The following is a 14,744-nucleotide window of genomic DNA, read 5'->3' as shown; positions in this document are numbered from 1 at the left end:
GTTGGGGTTGGGTGGGGGGGGGGGCCTCCCCGAAGGGTTGGGGGGGGGGGGAACACAACCCCCCCCCGGGCGCCGGGCTACCCCCCCCCCAACCCCCCCGACGCGATCCCGCGTTTGGGTCCCGTCGGGGCCCGAGGCGACCCAAGCCGGGCAACCTCACTCACCCGACCGCGGGATCGTGTCGGCGTTTGGCGGGGGCGGTGTGACCGGCCCCCGGCCGGGTGCGCCGCGCCCGCCAAACGCCGACTTGCAGGCGATCCCGCCCGCGACGGCGAAGCCGGCGCCATCAAACACGACAATCCATTGCAGGTCAGTGAATTCGGCGTGCAGCTCGCGCTGAATGGTCGGCAGCGCGACGCTCACCACGCTCGCGTCGAGCAACGCCATGAAGCTGCCGACGAACACGGCGACGGCCAGGAGTGGGCTCCGCACAACGGTTTTCGTTTGGGACACCCTCGTGAGCTTGGGTCCTCAAGCCGCCTTGAGGTCAAGCGTCCGGAAAGCCGTGAAGGGCCCCTTGCGGGAATCAGATTCCCGCAAGGGGCCCTTCACGGACCGTAGATCAGGCGTTGTCAGGCGACCGAAATGGCCAGCTGGTGCAGGCCCGGGCCTTCCGCGGTGACGTTGGCCTCGCCGTTGCCCGTGCGGTGCAGTGCGCGCACCGTCCAGGACCCGGCGGCCGCGTAGAAGCGGAAGTCGCCGTCGGCCGAGGAGACGACCTCGCCGGCGAAGTCGCCGCCGCCGTCGAGCAGCCGGACGAACGCGCCGCCGACCGGTCCCTCGGTGCCGGTGACCTTGCCCGCCAGCACGACCTGGCCGTTGGTGTCGAAGTCCGCCGGGGTCGCTTCCTGCACAGGTGCGCTGCAGCCGTCTGCCATCACTTAGCTCCCAACTCGACCGGAACGCCGACCAGCGAACCGTATTCCGTCCACGAACCGTCGTAGTTCTTCACGTCCGCCTGGCCGAGCAGCTCGTGCAGGGCGAACCAGGCGATCGACGAACGCTCGCCGATGCGGCAGTAGGCGATGGTCGCCTTGCCCTCGTCGTAACCGGCCTCGGCGTAGAGGTCCTTGATCTCCTGCTCGGACTTGAAGGTGCCGTCCTCGTTGGCGACCTTCGCCCACGGCACGTTCAGCGCGCCCGGGATGTGGCCCGGCACCTGCGACTGCTCCTGCGGCAGGTGTGCCGGGGCGAGCAGCTTGCCGGAGAACTCGTCCGGCGAGCGCACGTCGATGTAGTTCTTCGCGCCGATCGACTGGACGACCTCGTCGCGGAACGCGCGCAGCGACAGGTCCTGCTCCTTGGCCTGGTAGGTCGTGGCCTCGCGCTTGACCTCGTCGGAGTTCAGCTCGCGGCCGTCGAGCTCCCACTTCTTGCGGCCGCCGTCGAGCAGCTGTACGTTCTCGTGGCCGTAGAGCTTGAAGTACCAGTACGCGTAGGCGGCGAACCAGTTGTTGTTGCCGCCGTAGAGGATCACGCGGTCGTCGTTCGAGATGCCCTTCTCCGACAGGAGCTTCTCGAAGCCTTCCTTGTTGACGAAGTCGCGGCGGACGCCGTCCTGGAGGTCCTTGCGCCAGTCGAGCTTCACCGCGCCGCGGATGTGCCCGTTGTCGTAGGCGGTCGTGTCCTCGTCGACCTCGGCGAACACCACGCCCGGGGTGTCCAGGTTTTCCTCGGCCCACTGGGTGGTGACCAGGACGTCTTCTCGGCTCATGGAGCGGACTCTCTTTCTGGGTTGGGTTTTACGAGGACGCCCGCGCGGGGCTGAAACGCTTGATCAGCAGGTACACCTGGCACCCGAGGCAGTAGTTGAACGCCGCGTTGAGGAACGCGGCGAAGAGCGCGAACGCGGTCGCGACGACGCCGAGCGGCGTCACGCCGGTCGCGAAGCCGATCGTGCCGACGAGCGCGAACACGAACCCGACCGCTTGGGCGAACCGCAGCGGAGCGGCGTCCTCGCGTTCGGTCGGCGGCCCGAGCCGCGGCGCGACCACGAGCCGGTACAGCACCGAGTACGGCGCGGGCTTGAGCCCGACGAACGCACCGATCGCGAAGACCACGGTCTGCAGTGCGAGCAACGGCCACCACTGCGTGACGAGCACGACGGCGAGCACCACCGTGGTCACGATCGCGGCGAACCTGGGACCTCGCGGGTCTACGGCCGGTCCGGCGGACATGGGTTCCTCCTGCTCGGTGCGAGGGGAAGGGCGTGCGGACAGCACGCGGCGAAGACGGATGGAGCTGGGGAACGGCGCGAGACGTGCTTCAGCGCCGGCCGGAAAAAGGCAGACACAAGCTGCTGCGCACGCGGCAGAAATCGACCGCGCGGCGCTGCGTCAGGAGGGTGATGGGCAGCTCGTCCACAGGGGGGAGGGTACCCAGGCTCGCTCGCTCTCGGAACCATGTTCATTCCTTGGGACGAGGTCCGGATCCTGAGAATCAACCGCCGCGGCCAGCCGAGCAGCGCTCGCTCCCAGGACCGATGGCCTGGTGCGCGGGGCCGTGCGGGACTCAGAGTCCGAGAGGGTTCCCCTGACAGACCTTTGCGGAAGCGGTGTGCGGGCGGCGCGGCTCAGCGGGGAGCGGCGGCCAGATGCGGGCGGAGCGCTTCCAGCAGCTCAGGGCCCTTGGGCACGCCGCCCACGCGCAGCAGTTCCCGGCCTTCCGGGTCCAGCGCGAGCGTGGTCGGCGTGCTGAGCACCGACAGTGCCTGCGCGACCTCGGGACGTTCGGTGACGTCGAGGTCGACGTGGTGCAGGCCGTCGGTCTTCTCCGCGAGCGACGACAGAATCGCCCGCGTGTGCCGGCACGGGGTGCAGAACGTGGTGGAGATCTGCACCAGGGTGACGGCGGATTCCGGATCAAGGGCCGCGGCGACCGGAGCGGGGAGCGTGCTGGCCGTGCGGGTCGCGGCGGCCGGTTTGGCCGCGCGGATCCGGCCGTTGCGGGCGCGCAGGACCAGGCCCGCGGCCGTCGCCACGACCAGCGTCGCCAGCAGCACCCACACTCCGGTCACCGGGATCAGCCTCCGTGGTTGGTGGACAGGTCGGAGAAGTTCACGTCGTGCGCTTCGCCCTTGAGCGTCACCGAACCGCTGTCCACGCGGACCGCGGTCGGAGTGACGGACATCGGCAGCCGGGCCGTGTTGATGCTCGCCCGGAAGTTCGGCAACAGAGCTTTCTGCACAGCTTCCGGAACGATCGTGGTGCTCTGGTCATTCCCGAACTGCAACCGGTAAGGCACGATCGAGATCGACTTCTCCTTGAGCTGGATCAGCGCGAAGCAGAAGATCTCGACCTTCTGCCCGGCCACCTGCACGTCGCCGGAGATCCGCAGGCCCGCGCTGGTGCCGTCGGCCGGTTCGCCGTCGGCGTTGGTCGGCGTCGGGTCCGGCTGCTTGCCCTGCTCGGTGTCGCCGTACTTCACATACGCCTGGGTCGACTGCTCGATCTTCAGGTTCTGGATCTTGTTCAGCGGCGAGACCCGGGCGAGGTCGGCCGCCTTGATCGTCACCGCGCCGGTGAGCTTGCCGATCTTCACCGCCTTGGTGTTGCCGGAGGTGAGGTCCGACAGCGGCGCGATGACGTCCTCGAGTTCGGCGCTCACGCGCAGGTCGCGAAGTTCGCTGCCGACCGGCACGCCGTCGGCGGAAACGGTGATGTGACTGTAGTCACCGGAGAGCGCCTGCACGGTGAACGGGAAGCCGTGGATGGTGACCGACGGATCGTCGCTCAGCCCGAGCTGTGCGCGGGCCTTCTGCGAGATCGTGTGCTCGGCGAAGGCCGCCGCTCCGAAATCCGCACCGACCAGCAGGAGCACCAGCACTCCCAGCACGATGAGCCACCGTCGCACGCGCCTGCCGCGGCGGCCGCCGCCGGGGTTCGGGGCCGGTCGGTCGTCCCGGGTCACGGGCCTGCTCGCCATCGCCTCGGTTCTCCTGTTCGGGTGGATTTCGTCGTGGTGCGGGTCACGCCCTGGCTGTTAGGCCAGGTGTGATCGATCCAGCACGAGCTAGGTGCCGGGGTGTTCACCCGCTATTCTCACTTAGCACCGACCGACGCCACGTTCGAGGCGACGAATCTGAAGGCGGTGCGGATCATGAGCTTGGACCTGCTGGTGCTGACGGGGGAACTCGACGCTACCTCCGTACTACCTGCGCTGGACCTGCTGCCGCACACCGTACGCGTACGCGAACCGGAAGTGACGGCCCTGCTCGACGCGGGCCACCGGGACGTCATCCTCCTCGACGCGCGCAGCGACCTCGCCTCCGCGAAGAGCCTGTGCCGTCTGCTGAAGGGCGCGGAGGACGAATCGGGCACCCCGGTCATCGCGGTCGTCGGTGAAGGCGGTCTGGTCGCGGTCAACGCCGAATGGCGCACTGACGACATTCTTCTGCCCACCGCGGGTCCCGCGGAGGTGGACGCGCGGCTGCGGCTCGCCACCACTCGCGACGGCATCGGCCTGCAGGCGGACGCCGAGCTGCGCGTAGGCGATCTTGTCATCGACGAAGCGACGTACACGGCGAAGCTGCGTCGTCGCACGCTTGAGTTGACGTACAAGGAGTTCGAGCTCCTTAAGTACCTCGCCCAGCACGCCGGCCGGGTGTTCACCCGCGCGCAGCTGCTGCAGGAAGTGTGGGGTTACGACTTCTTCGGCGGCACGCGCACGGTCGACGTCCACGTACGGCGGCTTCGCGCGAAGCTGGGCCCGGAGCACGAGCAGATGATCGGCACTGTGCGAAACGTCGGCTACAAGTTCGAGCGGCCGGCGAAGGGCGCGAAGCCGGTGGTCGCCGTTCCGTCCGACGCTTCGGAGCTGACCTCCCGCTGACTTTCGCCGGTAAGGTCGGTTCGTGGCTATCGACCTTGGCGACTGGACGACCGATCCCGACGACGCGGTGCGCGAAGTGCTGCTCGCGGCCAAAGCGACTGACGGACGTCCCGAGGTCGACGCGACCGGGCCGTTGCCGCACGACTTCGAGGGCGGACTGCACCTCCTCGCCCGCCTTGACGGCGCGCCAGCCGGATACGTTCACCTTGATACCGAAGGCGATTCCCACGGCCATCAGGTCGCGGAGCTTTTCGTGCACCCGGATTTCCGGCGTCGCGGCGTCGGTACCGCGCTCGCGCGGGCGCTGGCCGAACGCGCCGACGCGGGATTCCGGGTGTGGGCGCACGGCGATCACCCTGGTGCGGCGGCGATCGCGGCGAAACTCGGCCTCGGCCGGCAGCGTGAACTGCTGATCCTGCACGTCGAGGTTTCGGGCGCGGATTGGCCAGAACCGGTGCTGCACAACGGTTTCCGGCTGCGCGCTTTCGTTCCCGGACAGGACGAGGACGCGCTGGTCGCGGTCAACGCGCGCGCGTTCGACTGGCATCCGGAACAGGGCGCGCTGACCGCCGACGAGGTGCGCGCCGAAGAACGGCTGGCCTGGTTCGACCCGGCCGGATTCTTCCTCGCGGAGAACGAGAGCGGCGAGGTCGTCGGCTTCCACTGGACGAAGGTGCACGACCCGGTGCCCGGCCGGTTCGACGGAGACCCGGTCGGGGAGGTCTACGTAGTCGGCGTCGATCCTGCTACTCAGGGTAGCGGCCTAGGCAAGGCGCTGACCTTAGCCGGACTCCGCTACCTGCGCTCTCGGGGGCTACCGAGGGTGATCCTCTACGTCGAGGGCGACAACGCCGCGGCCTTGGCTGTGTACAACAAGCTGGGGTTCCAGTGTTTCGAGACCGACGTCCAGTACGGTGAGTGATCACGGTCGACGCCTCCGGTGACCCGTGTTACTTTCTGCGTACTGGCAGGTCACGAGCAGGCCACGGCACCCGTTCGGGGTAGTAGTCCTGCTCACAAACGGTGACTTGTTCACCTTCCGTTCATACAACCAAGGACGACCGTCCACCGAGGCTGCCTAGTGTCCGGTTCCGGTGCGGCTCAACCCGCCGCCAATCCCGACCGGATTCAAAAAGGCACATCTCCGAGTGGAGGAAATGCAGTGAAGATCATGCGGCCCCTGGGTGCCGTCGGCATCGTGGCGAGCGCCGCGCTCGTCCTCGCCGCTTGTGGCTCCGACCCTTCGGCGTCCAACAGCGGCTCGGGCTCGAACTCCGCCGCTCCCGCCGCCACCGGAACCGCCAACGTCGACTGCGGGGGCAAGAGCCCGCTGTCCGCTGAGGGCTCGAGCGCGCAGAAGAACGCCATCGAGGTGTTCAACCAGGCCTACGCCAAGAAGTGCTCCGGCCAGAAGGTGAACTACAACGGCACCGGTTCCGGCGCCGGCGTCAAGCAGTTCAACGCCAATCAGGTCGACTTCGGCGGCTCGGACTCGCCGATCAAGGACGCCGACCTCGAGGCCGCCACCAAGCGCTGCGGCTCGCCCGCGCTGAACATCCCGCTGGTCGTCGGCCCGATCGCGGTCGGCTACCACCTGTCCGGGGTGGACAAGCTGACGCTCACCCCGCAGGTCATCGCCAAGATCTTCAACGGCGGCATCAAGAACTGGAACGACCCGGCCATCAAAGCGGTCAAGGGCAACGAGAGCCTGAACCTGCCGGACAAGCCGATCCAGGTCGTCTCCCGCTCCGAGGAGTCGGGCACCACCGACAACTTCCAGAAGTACCTCGGCGCGGCCGCGAAGGACGTCTGGACCCAGGGCGCGGGCAAGAAGTTCGCCGGCGGCGTCGGCAACGGTGCGCAGGGCTCGAACGGTGTCGCGAGCACCGTCAAGGGCGCCGACGGCTCGATCACCTACGTGGAGAGCGCGTTCGCCAAGGACGGCGTCACCCCGGCCAAGATCGACAGCGGCTCCGGCGGCGTCGAGCTGAGCGCGGAGAACGTGGCCAAGTCGCTGGACGCCGCCAAGTTCGCCCACCCGGGCACCAACGACCTGGCGATGGACCTCAACGGCATCTACTCCAGCAACGTGCCGGGCGCCTACCCGCTGCTGCTGACCACGTACGAGATCGTGTGCTCGAAGTACTCGAACCCGGACGTCGCGAAGGCCGTCAAGGCGTTCCTGACGGTGTCCGCCACCGACGGCCAGCAGCCGCTGTCGGCCAAGGGCTACGTGCCGATCCCGCAGAGCCTGCAGGACAAGGTGCTGAAGGCCGTCAAGGAAATTTCCTGAACCGCCTAACTGGTACGAAGGCTGACAGAGACTGTCGATGAGCGACCAATCCTCGACGCGAACGCCCACCGGCGACCCCGGTGGGCGTTCGTCGTCCGCCCGAGCGTTCCCGGAGGATCCGATTTCGGACAAGCCACCCGCGCCGGCGCCCGAAGCGCCCCCCGCGCGGAAGAAGCCGACGAAGGTGCGAGCCGGTGACCGCATCTTCCAGAACCTGACCACCGGGGCCGGGATTTTCGTCGTCGCCCTGATCGCCTTGATCGGGATTTTCCTGGTTGTCCAGGCGATTCCGGCGCTGAAGGCGGACAAGGTCAACTTCCTGTTCAACCACGGGTGGTCGACGAACGACCCGGCGAACATGGCGTTCGGCATCGCCGACCTCGCCGAGGTCACCGTGGCGACCTCGCTGGTGGCGCTGATCATCGCGATGCCGATCTCGCTGGGCATCGCGCTGTTTCTCACCCAGTACGCGCCGTCGAAACTGGCCCGGCCGTTCGCCTACGTCGTGGATCTGCTCGCCGCGGTGCCGTCGATCATTTTCGGCCTGTGGGGCATTCTCGTGTTCGCGCCCGCGATCGAGCCGTTTTCCGAGTGGGTCAACAGCACTTTCTCGTGGATTCCGATTTTCGCGCCGGGCAACATCGCGCCGAACGTGCGCGGCACCATTTTCACCGCCGGAATCGTGCTGGCGGTGATGATCCTGCCGATCATCACGTCGCTTACCCGCGAGGTTTTCGAGCGCACGCCGACCGCGCAGATCGAGGGCGCGCTCGCGCTCGGCGCCACGCGCTGGGAGGTCATTCGCACCACGGTGCTGCCGTTCGGCAAGGCCGGTTTCGTCGGTGCGTCGATGCTCGGTCTCGGCCGCGCACTCGGTGAAACCATCGCGCTGGCGGTGATTCTGCTGATCCCGCAGGGCCGCAACTTCGACTGGAGCCTCTTCGACGGCGGCGCGACGTTCGCCTCGAAGATCGCCCAGAACTACAGCGAGTTCAACAACCCGACCTCGGCCGGCGCTTACATCGCGGCCGGTCTGGTGCTGTTCGTGCTGACGTTCCTGGTCAACTTCGCCGCCCGCTCGATCGTCGGCAAGAAGGGGGAGTGACCGTGTCGACCACCCTCGAACGGCCCGCGACGACACCGGCTTTCCAGCAGGTGAGCGCGGCCCGCAAGGTCAAAAACGGCGTGGCCACCGTGCTGGTGTGGCTGTCGTTCCTGGTCGCCGTGATCCCGCTGGTGTGGGTGCTGTACACGGTGATCGCCAACGGGGTCAAGCGGATCCCGTACAGCAACTGGTGGGGCCAGGACTTCGGTTCGGTGCTCGGCGACGAGGTCGGCGGCGGCGTGCTGCACGCGGTCATCGGCACCCTGCTGCAGGGTGTGGTGTGCGCGGTCATCTCGGTGCCGATCGGCCTGCTGGTCGCGATCTACCTCGTCGAGTACGGCCGCGGGAAACTGGCCAGGGCGACCACGTTCATGGTGGACATCCTGTCCGGTGTTCCGTCCATTGTGGCCGCTCTGTTCATCTACGCGCTGTGGGTCACCACGCTCGGCCTGCCGCGCAGCGGGTTCGCGGTGTCGCTGGCGTTGGTGCTGCTGATGATTCCGGTGGTCGTCCGCTCGTCGGAGGAGATGCTGCGGATCGTGCCGGACGACCTGCGCGAGGCTTCTTACGCGCTGGGCGTGCCGAAGTGGAAGACGATCATGAAGATCGTGCTTCCGACGGCGCTGTCGGGCATTCTCGGCGGCATCATGATGGCGCTCGCCCGCGTGATGGGCGAGACCGCGCCGCTGCTGGTGCTCGTCGGCTACACGTCTTACGTCAACTGGAACATCTTCAGCGGGGAGCAGGCGTCGCTGCCGTTGGTGATGAACAACGAACGCGCCACCAACTCGATGGACCCCGGCAGCGTCGGCTTCGACCGGATCTGGGGAGCCGCGCTCACCCTGGTGCTCATCATCGCCGTGATCAACCTGCTCGCCACGGTCCTTTCCCGCATCGTCGCCCCGAAGAAGAAGTGAGTCATGGCCAAGCGAATCGACGTCAAAGACCTGGACATCTACTACGGCAAGTTCCACGCGGTGGACAGCGTCACGCTGAACGTCCCGCCGCGGAACGTGACCGCGTTCATCGGGCCGTCGGGCTGTGGCAAATCGACGGTGCTGCGCACGCTGAACCGGATGCACGAGGTCATTCCCGGTGCGCGGGTCGACGGGCAGGTGCTGCTCGACGGCGAGGACATCTACGCCTCGGCGGTGGACCCGGTGCAGGTGCGCCGCACCATCGGCATGGTGTTCCAGCGGCCGAACCCGTTCCCCACGATGTCCATTAAGGACAATGTGGTGGCCGGGCTTCGCCTTGGCGGGACCAAGAACCGCAAGCAGCTCGACGACATCGCCGAGCGGGCGCTGCGCGGCGCGAACCTGTGGAACGAGGTCAAGGACCGGCTGAACAAGCCGGGCGGTGGCCTTTCCGGCGGGCAGCAGCAGCGGCTCTGCATCGCGCGGGCGATCGCGGTGCAGCCGGACGTGCTGCTGATGGACGAGCCGTGTTCGGCGCTGGACCCGATCTCGACGCTCGCGATCGAGGACCTGATCGGCGAGCTGAAGAAGGAATACACGATCGTCATCGTGACGCACAACATGCAGCAGGCGGCGCGGGTTTCGGATCAGACCGCGTTCTTCAACCTGGCCGGCGTCGGCCAGCCCGGTCGGCTGATCGAGCTGAACGACACGGAGAAGATCTTCTCCAACCCGGACGAGAAGGCCACCGAGGACTACATCTCCGGCCGCTTCGGCTGATTCCACTGTGGACGGCCGCCCTGGTTTTCCTCGCCAGGGCGGCCGTTTTACTTTCGGGTATTAAGAAACCGCCACCCGCGCTTGGCCCGGGTGGCGGTTTCGCTGGTGGTAGCTCAGATGGTCAGGTCTTCGTCGTCGGTGCCGTAGCCCGGCATCCGGCCGGTGACCACGAAAATCATCCGCTTGGCGACGGACACCGCGTGGTCGGCGTAGCGCTCGTAGAAGCGGCCGAGCAGCGTGACGTCGACGGCGGACGCGACGCCGTGCGGCCATTCGCGGTCCATCAGCACGGTGAACAGGTGCCGGTGCAGGTCGTCGACCTGGTCGTCCGCGGCCTCGAGATCCTTGGCGGCGGAGACGTCCTTGGTCTTGATGATCGCCTCGACCTGGCGGGCGAGCCCGACCGCGGCGCTGCCCATCTCGGCGAAGTACGGCTTGACCGCTTCCGGCAGCACCGGATCGGGGTGGCGGCGGCGGGCGGCCTTGGCGACGTGCAGGGCGAGATCTCCCATGCGCTCCAGGCTTTCCGCCGCGTGGATGGCGGCGAGCACGGTGCGCAGATCGGTCGCGACCGGGGCCTGTAGCGCGAGCAGCGCGTACGCCTGCTCCTCGCATTCGGCGCGCGCGTCGTCGACCTTCGCGTCGTCGCTGATCACCTGCTCGGCGAGGCCGAGGTCGACCTCCAGCAGTGCTTTGGTGGCCCGCTCCATGGCGTCGGCAACCTGGACCGACATCGCGGCCAGGTTTTCGGCGAGCTGATCGAGTTCGACATGGTAGGCCTCACGCATGAGCACACCCTACGACGTGGACTGGCCGAATACCGCATCGCTGGGTGAACCGCATGTGAACCCCGCCTAACGAATCCGAATGATCAGCCCGTGTTGGTGTTCTTGCGCGAATCGGCGTTGGCCGGCGGTGCGCTGGCCGCGGTTCCGGCGGGCTGGTTGCCGGGAAGCGGCGTGTTGTCGCGCAACGCGTCGAAGAGGCTCTTGGTCTTTTCCTGGACCAGTACTTCGTTGCCGCGCTTGTTCGGCAGGCCGACGGTGGGCACGGTCAGGAAGTTGATGTTGGCCGGGTCCAGCCCGCGCATCGACTGCGCGAGCGTCATCATCTGTTGCACGCCGAGGTTGTCGCCGAACGTGGCGTGCGCGAACGCGGTGATGAAGCCGGACAATTTTCCGGGATCCAGCACGACATCCGAAGACATGACCTTCTTGAGCAGTGCGCCGATGAACGCCTGCTGCCGCTTGATCCGGCCGTAGTCGGAGGTCTTGTCGCCGATGACGTGCCGGGCGCGCACGTAGCTCAACGCCTGCTCGCCGGAAATCGTGACGTCGCCGGTTTCGGTCAGCACCTTGCCGAGCGTGGTGTCGTCGATCGGTTTCTCGTTGTGCACAGTCACCCCGTGCACCGCGTCGACCATTTCCTTGAATCCGTTGAAGTCGATGCCGACGAAGTGGTTGATCCGCAGTCCGGTGATCTTCTGGATCACTTTCGTCATGCACTGCGGCCCGCCGACCGCGTAGGCGGTGTTGAGCTTCGCGATCTTCTGCTCGCGCACGACCTCGTCGGTGTTCTGCGATTTGGCCGGATCCCACCGGTTGCAATCCGGACGGTCGATCTCGAGGTCCCGGGGGAACGAGACGACGACGACCCGTTTCCGGTCCGCGGGAACGTGCGCCACCATCACCGTGTCCGACCGCGCGCCGGGGATATTGGCCGCGTCCCCGACATTTTCCTCCGACGAGGCCCCGTCCCGGGAATCGGAGCCGACCATGAGGAAGTTCTCGTCGTTGGCCTGCGCGTCGGCGTTCTGAATGTCGGAAGAGTTCTCGTCCAGTGCGGAGACCGAGGCGAACTTGGCGTCAAACCACGTGACCGCTCCCCAAGCGACTCCGGTGGCGACGAAGATCAGCACGACGACCACGACCAACGCGATCCGCCCGATCCGGACGTTGCGCGCGATATGCCGCTGCTTCTTTTCCTGCAGCCGCGTCTGCTCGGATTGCTCGGCGGGTTTTTCTTCTTCCTCTTCGTCTTCTTTGTCGAGCAAAACAACCCGCTGCAAGGCGGTGCGAGTCTGCTCGAACAACGCCATCGACCGGGTAGTGAGCCGCTCCCGCCGCTCCCGGCGCTTCGCCTCTTCCGCCGCCGCGTCGTCATGCGCGGCCGAGAACCGGGCGAGACTGTGATCGATCTTGCGACGGTATTGCGTCGCCTCGTCGATCACCTCCATCTCGTCGGTCATGGTGAGCGGATCCATCTCGGCACGCACCGCCGCGGCCGGCTTAGCCGGAGCACGCCGCGGCCGCTTGCCGTTCGGCCCCTCGACCGCCGGACTCAGCTGAGTGCGCTCCGGATCAGCGTCGGGTTTGACCGCCGGGCTGAGCTGGGTGCGCTCCGGATCGATGCCGGGGCTGAGCTGAGTCCGCTCCAGATCAACGGGACGTTCCGGATCTTGAGCCGGGCTGAGACTGAGCCCCTTGACCGGCGTGAACTGCGTCCGATCACTCTTCCCGTCGAGCGCCGGGCCGAGCTGAGTACGTTCCGGATCCTGCGCCGCGACCGGCGCACGCCGCGGCCGCTGACGCTCGGGCCCACCCTGCGGACTGGCGCTGTCGATCGCGGAACCGTCACCGTCCAGCGCCGGACTGAGCTGAGTCTGCTCGAGCCCCCGCGAACCCCCGCGCGGCGCCTGCCCATTCCGCCCCTGGCCCGGCTTGCCCCGCAACCGATCCGGCTCGAGCGCCGGAGTGAGCTGGGTCCGCTCGAACTCGTCCCCGGCTTCCGCGGGAACTCCGTCGACGCCACCAGGTCCACCAGGTCCACCGGGTCGCCGCCCAGCACCCGCTGCCCGCCGACCTGGCGCGTTCGGACCGGGCACCCGGTGCCCACCGGAGTCCTGCCCAGTCGCGCGCTGCCCGTCAGGCCCGCTCGGCAGTGGCATTGCCGCCGATGCGGGACTGGCCATCGGCTCGAGGCCTGCCGCACGTCGTCGTGCCGGGCGCGGTCCGTCGGGGTCGGGTGCGCCGGGCATCGCTGCTGGCTCGGGGCCAGCCATCGGTTGCCCAGCGGGCTCGGCGCGTCGCCGTGCGGGGCCGGGTGCGCCGGGCATCGCTGCTGACTCGGAGCCAGCCATCGGTTGACCAACGGGCTCAGGACCTGCCGCGCGTCGCCGTGCGGGGTCGGGTGCGCCGGGCATTGCCGCCGATTCGGGGCCAGCCATGGGCTGCCCAGCGGATTCGGGGCCTGCGGCGCGTCGTCGTGCGGGGCCAGGCGTTCGCGGCCCGTCGGGCATCGCTGCCGACTCAGGACCACCCAACTCCGGACCAGCCACCCGTCGCCGTGCCGGACCGGGCATTCGCTGCCCGCCCGATTCCGGCCCAGGTACCGGGTGCCCGCCAGAGTCTTGACCAGGCATCCGCTGAGCGGAGTCGGGGCTAGCCATCCGGTGCTCGTCGGGCGTCGGTAGCGCCGCCGAGTCAGGACCAGCTATCCGCTGCGCGGCCGAGCCAGACTGCCCACTGACCCCCGAGCCCGCCGCCCGCGCTCCGCCAGGACCAGCCATCCGCGGCCCGTCCAATTCCGGACCCGGCAGTCGATGCCCGCCAGAGTCCGGACCGGGCATCCGCTGCCCAGAAGTATTTTCCGCACCGTGCGGCCGCCGAGGCCCTGGCGGATCCGGCGGAACCGGGACCCCGCCCCCCTGCCGAGGCCGGGGCGGAAGCCCATCCGCCCGCCGACGCCGTGGCCGCATCCCCGGCTCCGGAGACCCCAAATCCTGTTCGGCGCTCCCGTCGTCCGCAGGCTCAGCCCCAGCCGCACGCCGACGCAGCGGTTCTCCCTGCCGCCCACCGGCTTCGCCCGAACGAGCGCCCAGTTCCGCGGACCGACCGTCAGCGTCGCCCGACCCCATCGGACGGACCCCGGGCTCCCCACGACGTGCTCGCCCAGCTACCTCGCCAGGCCCCTCAGCCAAACCCGTCTCGTCGGGACGTCCACCGGCAGCACCGTGGCGATTGCCATCAGGCACCGCGCCGCCGAGAAGCGCACGCCCGCCGACTCGCGGAGCATTCCCTCCGTTGACGTCCGAAACCCCACCACGACGGTCCCCATTCGCCCGACGGCCTCCGGAAAGGCCATCGTCATCGCCCGAAGAACCACCGCGCCGACTGCCACCGCTGTTGACCTGACCGTTCGCGGCGACGTCGTCTGCTGACCCGTCGGCTCCGGAACCGCCAGCAACCTCTCGACCGTGCCGACTACCGACGCCGTTGACCCACCCGTTCGCCCCGCCAGGGCTCGAGGCCGCGTCGTCTTCCGCCACACCACCGTGTCGGTTGCCGCGCCCGTTCGCTCGGCTGCCGGTTAAGTCGTCATTCCCGGCTGGCTCGCCGTGACGGCTGCCAACCCCGTTGATGCGCCCGTTCGCCGGTCCACCAGCTGGCGGGATGTCGTCTGCCGCAGGCTCCCCATGCCGACCGCCGACTCCGTTGACGCGACCGTTCGTCCGGCCACCCGCTGGTGCGGCGTCCGCCGCTGGCTCCCCGTGCCGGCCACCAACCCCATTGACATGGCCGTTCGCCGGTCCACCAGATGCGAGATCGTCTTCCACCGGCTCGCTGTGCCGACTGCCGCGCCCGTTAGCCCGCCTGCCAGACGCACCGATGCCCCCTCCGGCCAGCTCGCCGCCGCGTCCGCCCGCTGGTGCGGCGTCGTCCTCAACCGCCCCGCCGTGCCGACCGCCGACCCCGTTGACCTGCCCATTGGCCCGATCGCCGCCCAGCTCCGAGGCATCTCCCGGCTCAGCGTGCCGACT

At 68.3% G+C, this 14,744-nt stretch carries 14 protein-coding genes; 6 read left to right on the top strand and 8 right to left on the bottom strand.

What is annotated here, in order from left to right:
- Window positions 1-156: 156 nt before the first annotated feature.
- The 6 genes from ACZ7SW_RS00750 to ACZ7SW_RS00725 all read right to left on the bottom strand — a co-directional run bounded on the left by ACZ7SW_RS00750 (window position 157) and on the right by ACZ7SW_RS00725 (window position 3,924).
- Window positions 157-453, bottom strand: coding sequence for a hypothetical protein (locus ACZ7SW_RS00750; protein ID WP_470228343.1), 297 nt, complete (start codon window positions 451-453; stop codon window positions 157-159).
- Between the two features lie 119 nt (window positions 454-572).
- Window positions 573-878, bottom strand: coding sequence for a DUF1416 domain-containing protein (locus ACZ7SW_RS00745; RefSeq protein WP_470228342.1), 306 nt, complete (start codon window positions 876-878; stop codon window positions 573-575).
- Complete coding sequence (locus ACZ7SW_RS00740) at window positions 878-1,714, bottom strand: sulfurtransferase (protein ID WP_470228341.1); 837 nt, start codon at window positions 1,712-1,714, stop codon at window positions 878-880. Before ACZ7SW_RS00740 ends, ACZ7SW_RS00745 begins: the two co-directional genes overlap by 1 nt.
- A gap of 28 nt (window positions 1,715-1,742) precedes the next feature.
- On the bottom strand, window positions 1,743-2,177 hold the full coding sequence (locus ACZ7SW_RS00735; protein WP_344266159.1) for a DUF4395 domain-containing protein: 435 nt from the start codon (window positions 2,175-2,177) through the stop codon (window positions 1,743-1,745).
- 395 nt (window positions 2,178-2,572) lie between these two features.
- Window positions 2,573-3,016 carry a thioredoxin domain-containing protein gene (locus ACZ7SW_RS00730; RefSeq protein WP_470228340.1) on the bottom strand — a complete coding sequence of 148 codons (444 nt, stop codon included), beginning with the start codon at window positions 3,014-3,016 and terminating at the stop codon, window positions 2,573-2,575.
- 5 nt (window positions 3,017-3,021) lie between these two features.
- Window positions 3,022-3,924, bottom strand: a complete 903-nt coding sequence (locus ACZ7SW_RS00725) for an LmeA family phospholipid-binding protein (protein WP_470228339.1) — start codon at window positions 3,922-3,924, stop codon at window positions 3,022-3,024.
- A gap of 174 nt (window positions 3,925-4,098) precedes the next feature.
- Between ACZ7SW_RS00725 and ACZ7SW_RS00720 the strand changes: the two genes are divergently transcribed.
- The 6 genes from ACZ7SW_RS00720 to pstB all read left to right on the top strand — a co-directional run bounded on the left by ACZ7SW_RS00720 (window position 4,099) and on the right by pstB (window position 9,925).
- Window positions 4,099-4,830 carry a winged helix-turn-helix transcriptional regulator gene (locus tag ACZ7SW_RS00720; protein ID WP_354745946.1) on the top strand — a complete coding sequence of 244 codons (732 nt, stop codon included), beginning with the start codon at window positions 4,099-4,101 and terminating at the stop codon, window positions 4,828-4,830.
- Between the two features lie 22 nt (window positions 4,831-4,852).
- The gene (gene mshD, locus ACZ7SW_RS00715; RefSeq protein WP_470228338.1) at window positions 4,853-5,752 is read left to right on the top strand and encodes a mycothiol synthase; all 900 of its coding nucleotides are present in this window, start codon (window positions 4,853-4,855) and stop codon (window positions 5,750-5,752) included.
- A 240-nt stretch (window positions 5,753-5,992) separates the two neighbouring features.
- Window positions 5,993-7,123: a phosphate ABC transporter substrate-binding protein PstS gene (gene pstS, locus ACZ7SW_RS00710; protein ID WP_470228337.1), complete on the top strand. Its 1,131-nt coding sequence runs from the start codon at window positions 5,993-5,995 to the stop codon at window positions 7,121-7,123.
- 184 nt (window positions 7,124-7,307) lie between these two features.
- On the top strand, window positions 7,308-8,228 hold the full coding sequence (gene pstC, locus ACZ7SW_RS00705; RefSeq protein WP_470228336.1) for a phosphate ABC transporter permease subunit PstC: 921 nt from the start codon (window positions 7,308-7,310) through the stop codon (window positions 8,226-8,228).
- Between the two features lie 2 nt (window positions 8,229-8,230).
- Entirely contained in the window at window positions 8,231-9,145 is a 915-nt protein-coding gene (pstA, locus tag ACZ7SW_RS00700) for a phosphate ABC transporter permease PstA (protein WP_470229216.1), read from the top strand.
- A gap of 3 nt (window positions 9,146-9,148) precedes the next feature.
- The gene (gene pstB / locus ACZ7SW_RS00695; RefSeq protein ID WP_470228335.1) at window positions 9,149-9,925 is read left to right on the top strand and encodes a phosphate ABC transporter ATP-binding protein PstB; all 777 of its coding nucleotides are present in this window, start codon (window positions 9,149-9,151) and stop codon (window positions 9,923-9,925) included.
- Between the two features lie 113 nt (window positions 9,926-10,038).
- On the opposite strand, the gene phoU is transcribed toward pstB, so the two are convergent.
- Both phoU and ACZ7SW_RS00685 read right to left on the bottom strand, forming a co-directional pair.
- On the bottom strand, window positions 10,039-10,713 hold the full coding sequence (gene phoU / locus ACZ7SW_RS00690) for a phosphate signaling complex protein PhoU (protein WP_470228334.1): 675 nt from the start codon (window positions 10,711-10,713) through the stop codon (window positions 10,039-10,041).
- 83 nt (window positions 10,714-10,796) lie between these two features.
- The gene (locus ACZ7SW_RS00685) at window positions 10,797-12,188 is read right to left on the bottom strand and encodes an LCP family protein (protein ID WP_470229215.1); all 1,392 of its coding nucleotides are present in this window, start codon (window positions 12,186-12,188) and stop codon (window positions 10,797-10,799) included.
- Window positions 12,189-14,744 lie beyond the last annotated feature (2,556 nt).

Source organism: Amycolatopsis sp. NPDC114484 (assembly GCF_055633755.1).
Note: the sequence above shows the minus strand (reverse complement) of the source record. Positions and strands in the feature narration are given on the sequence as shown.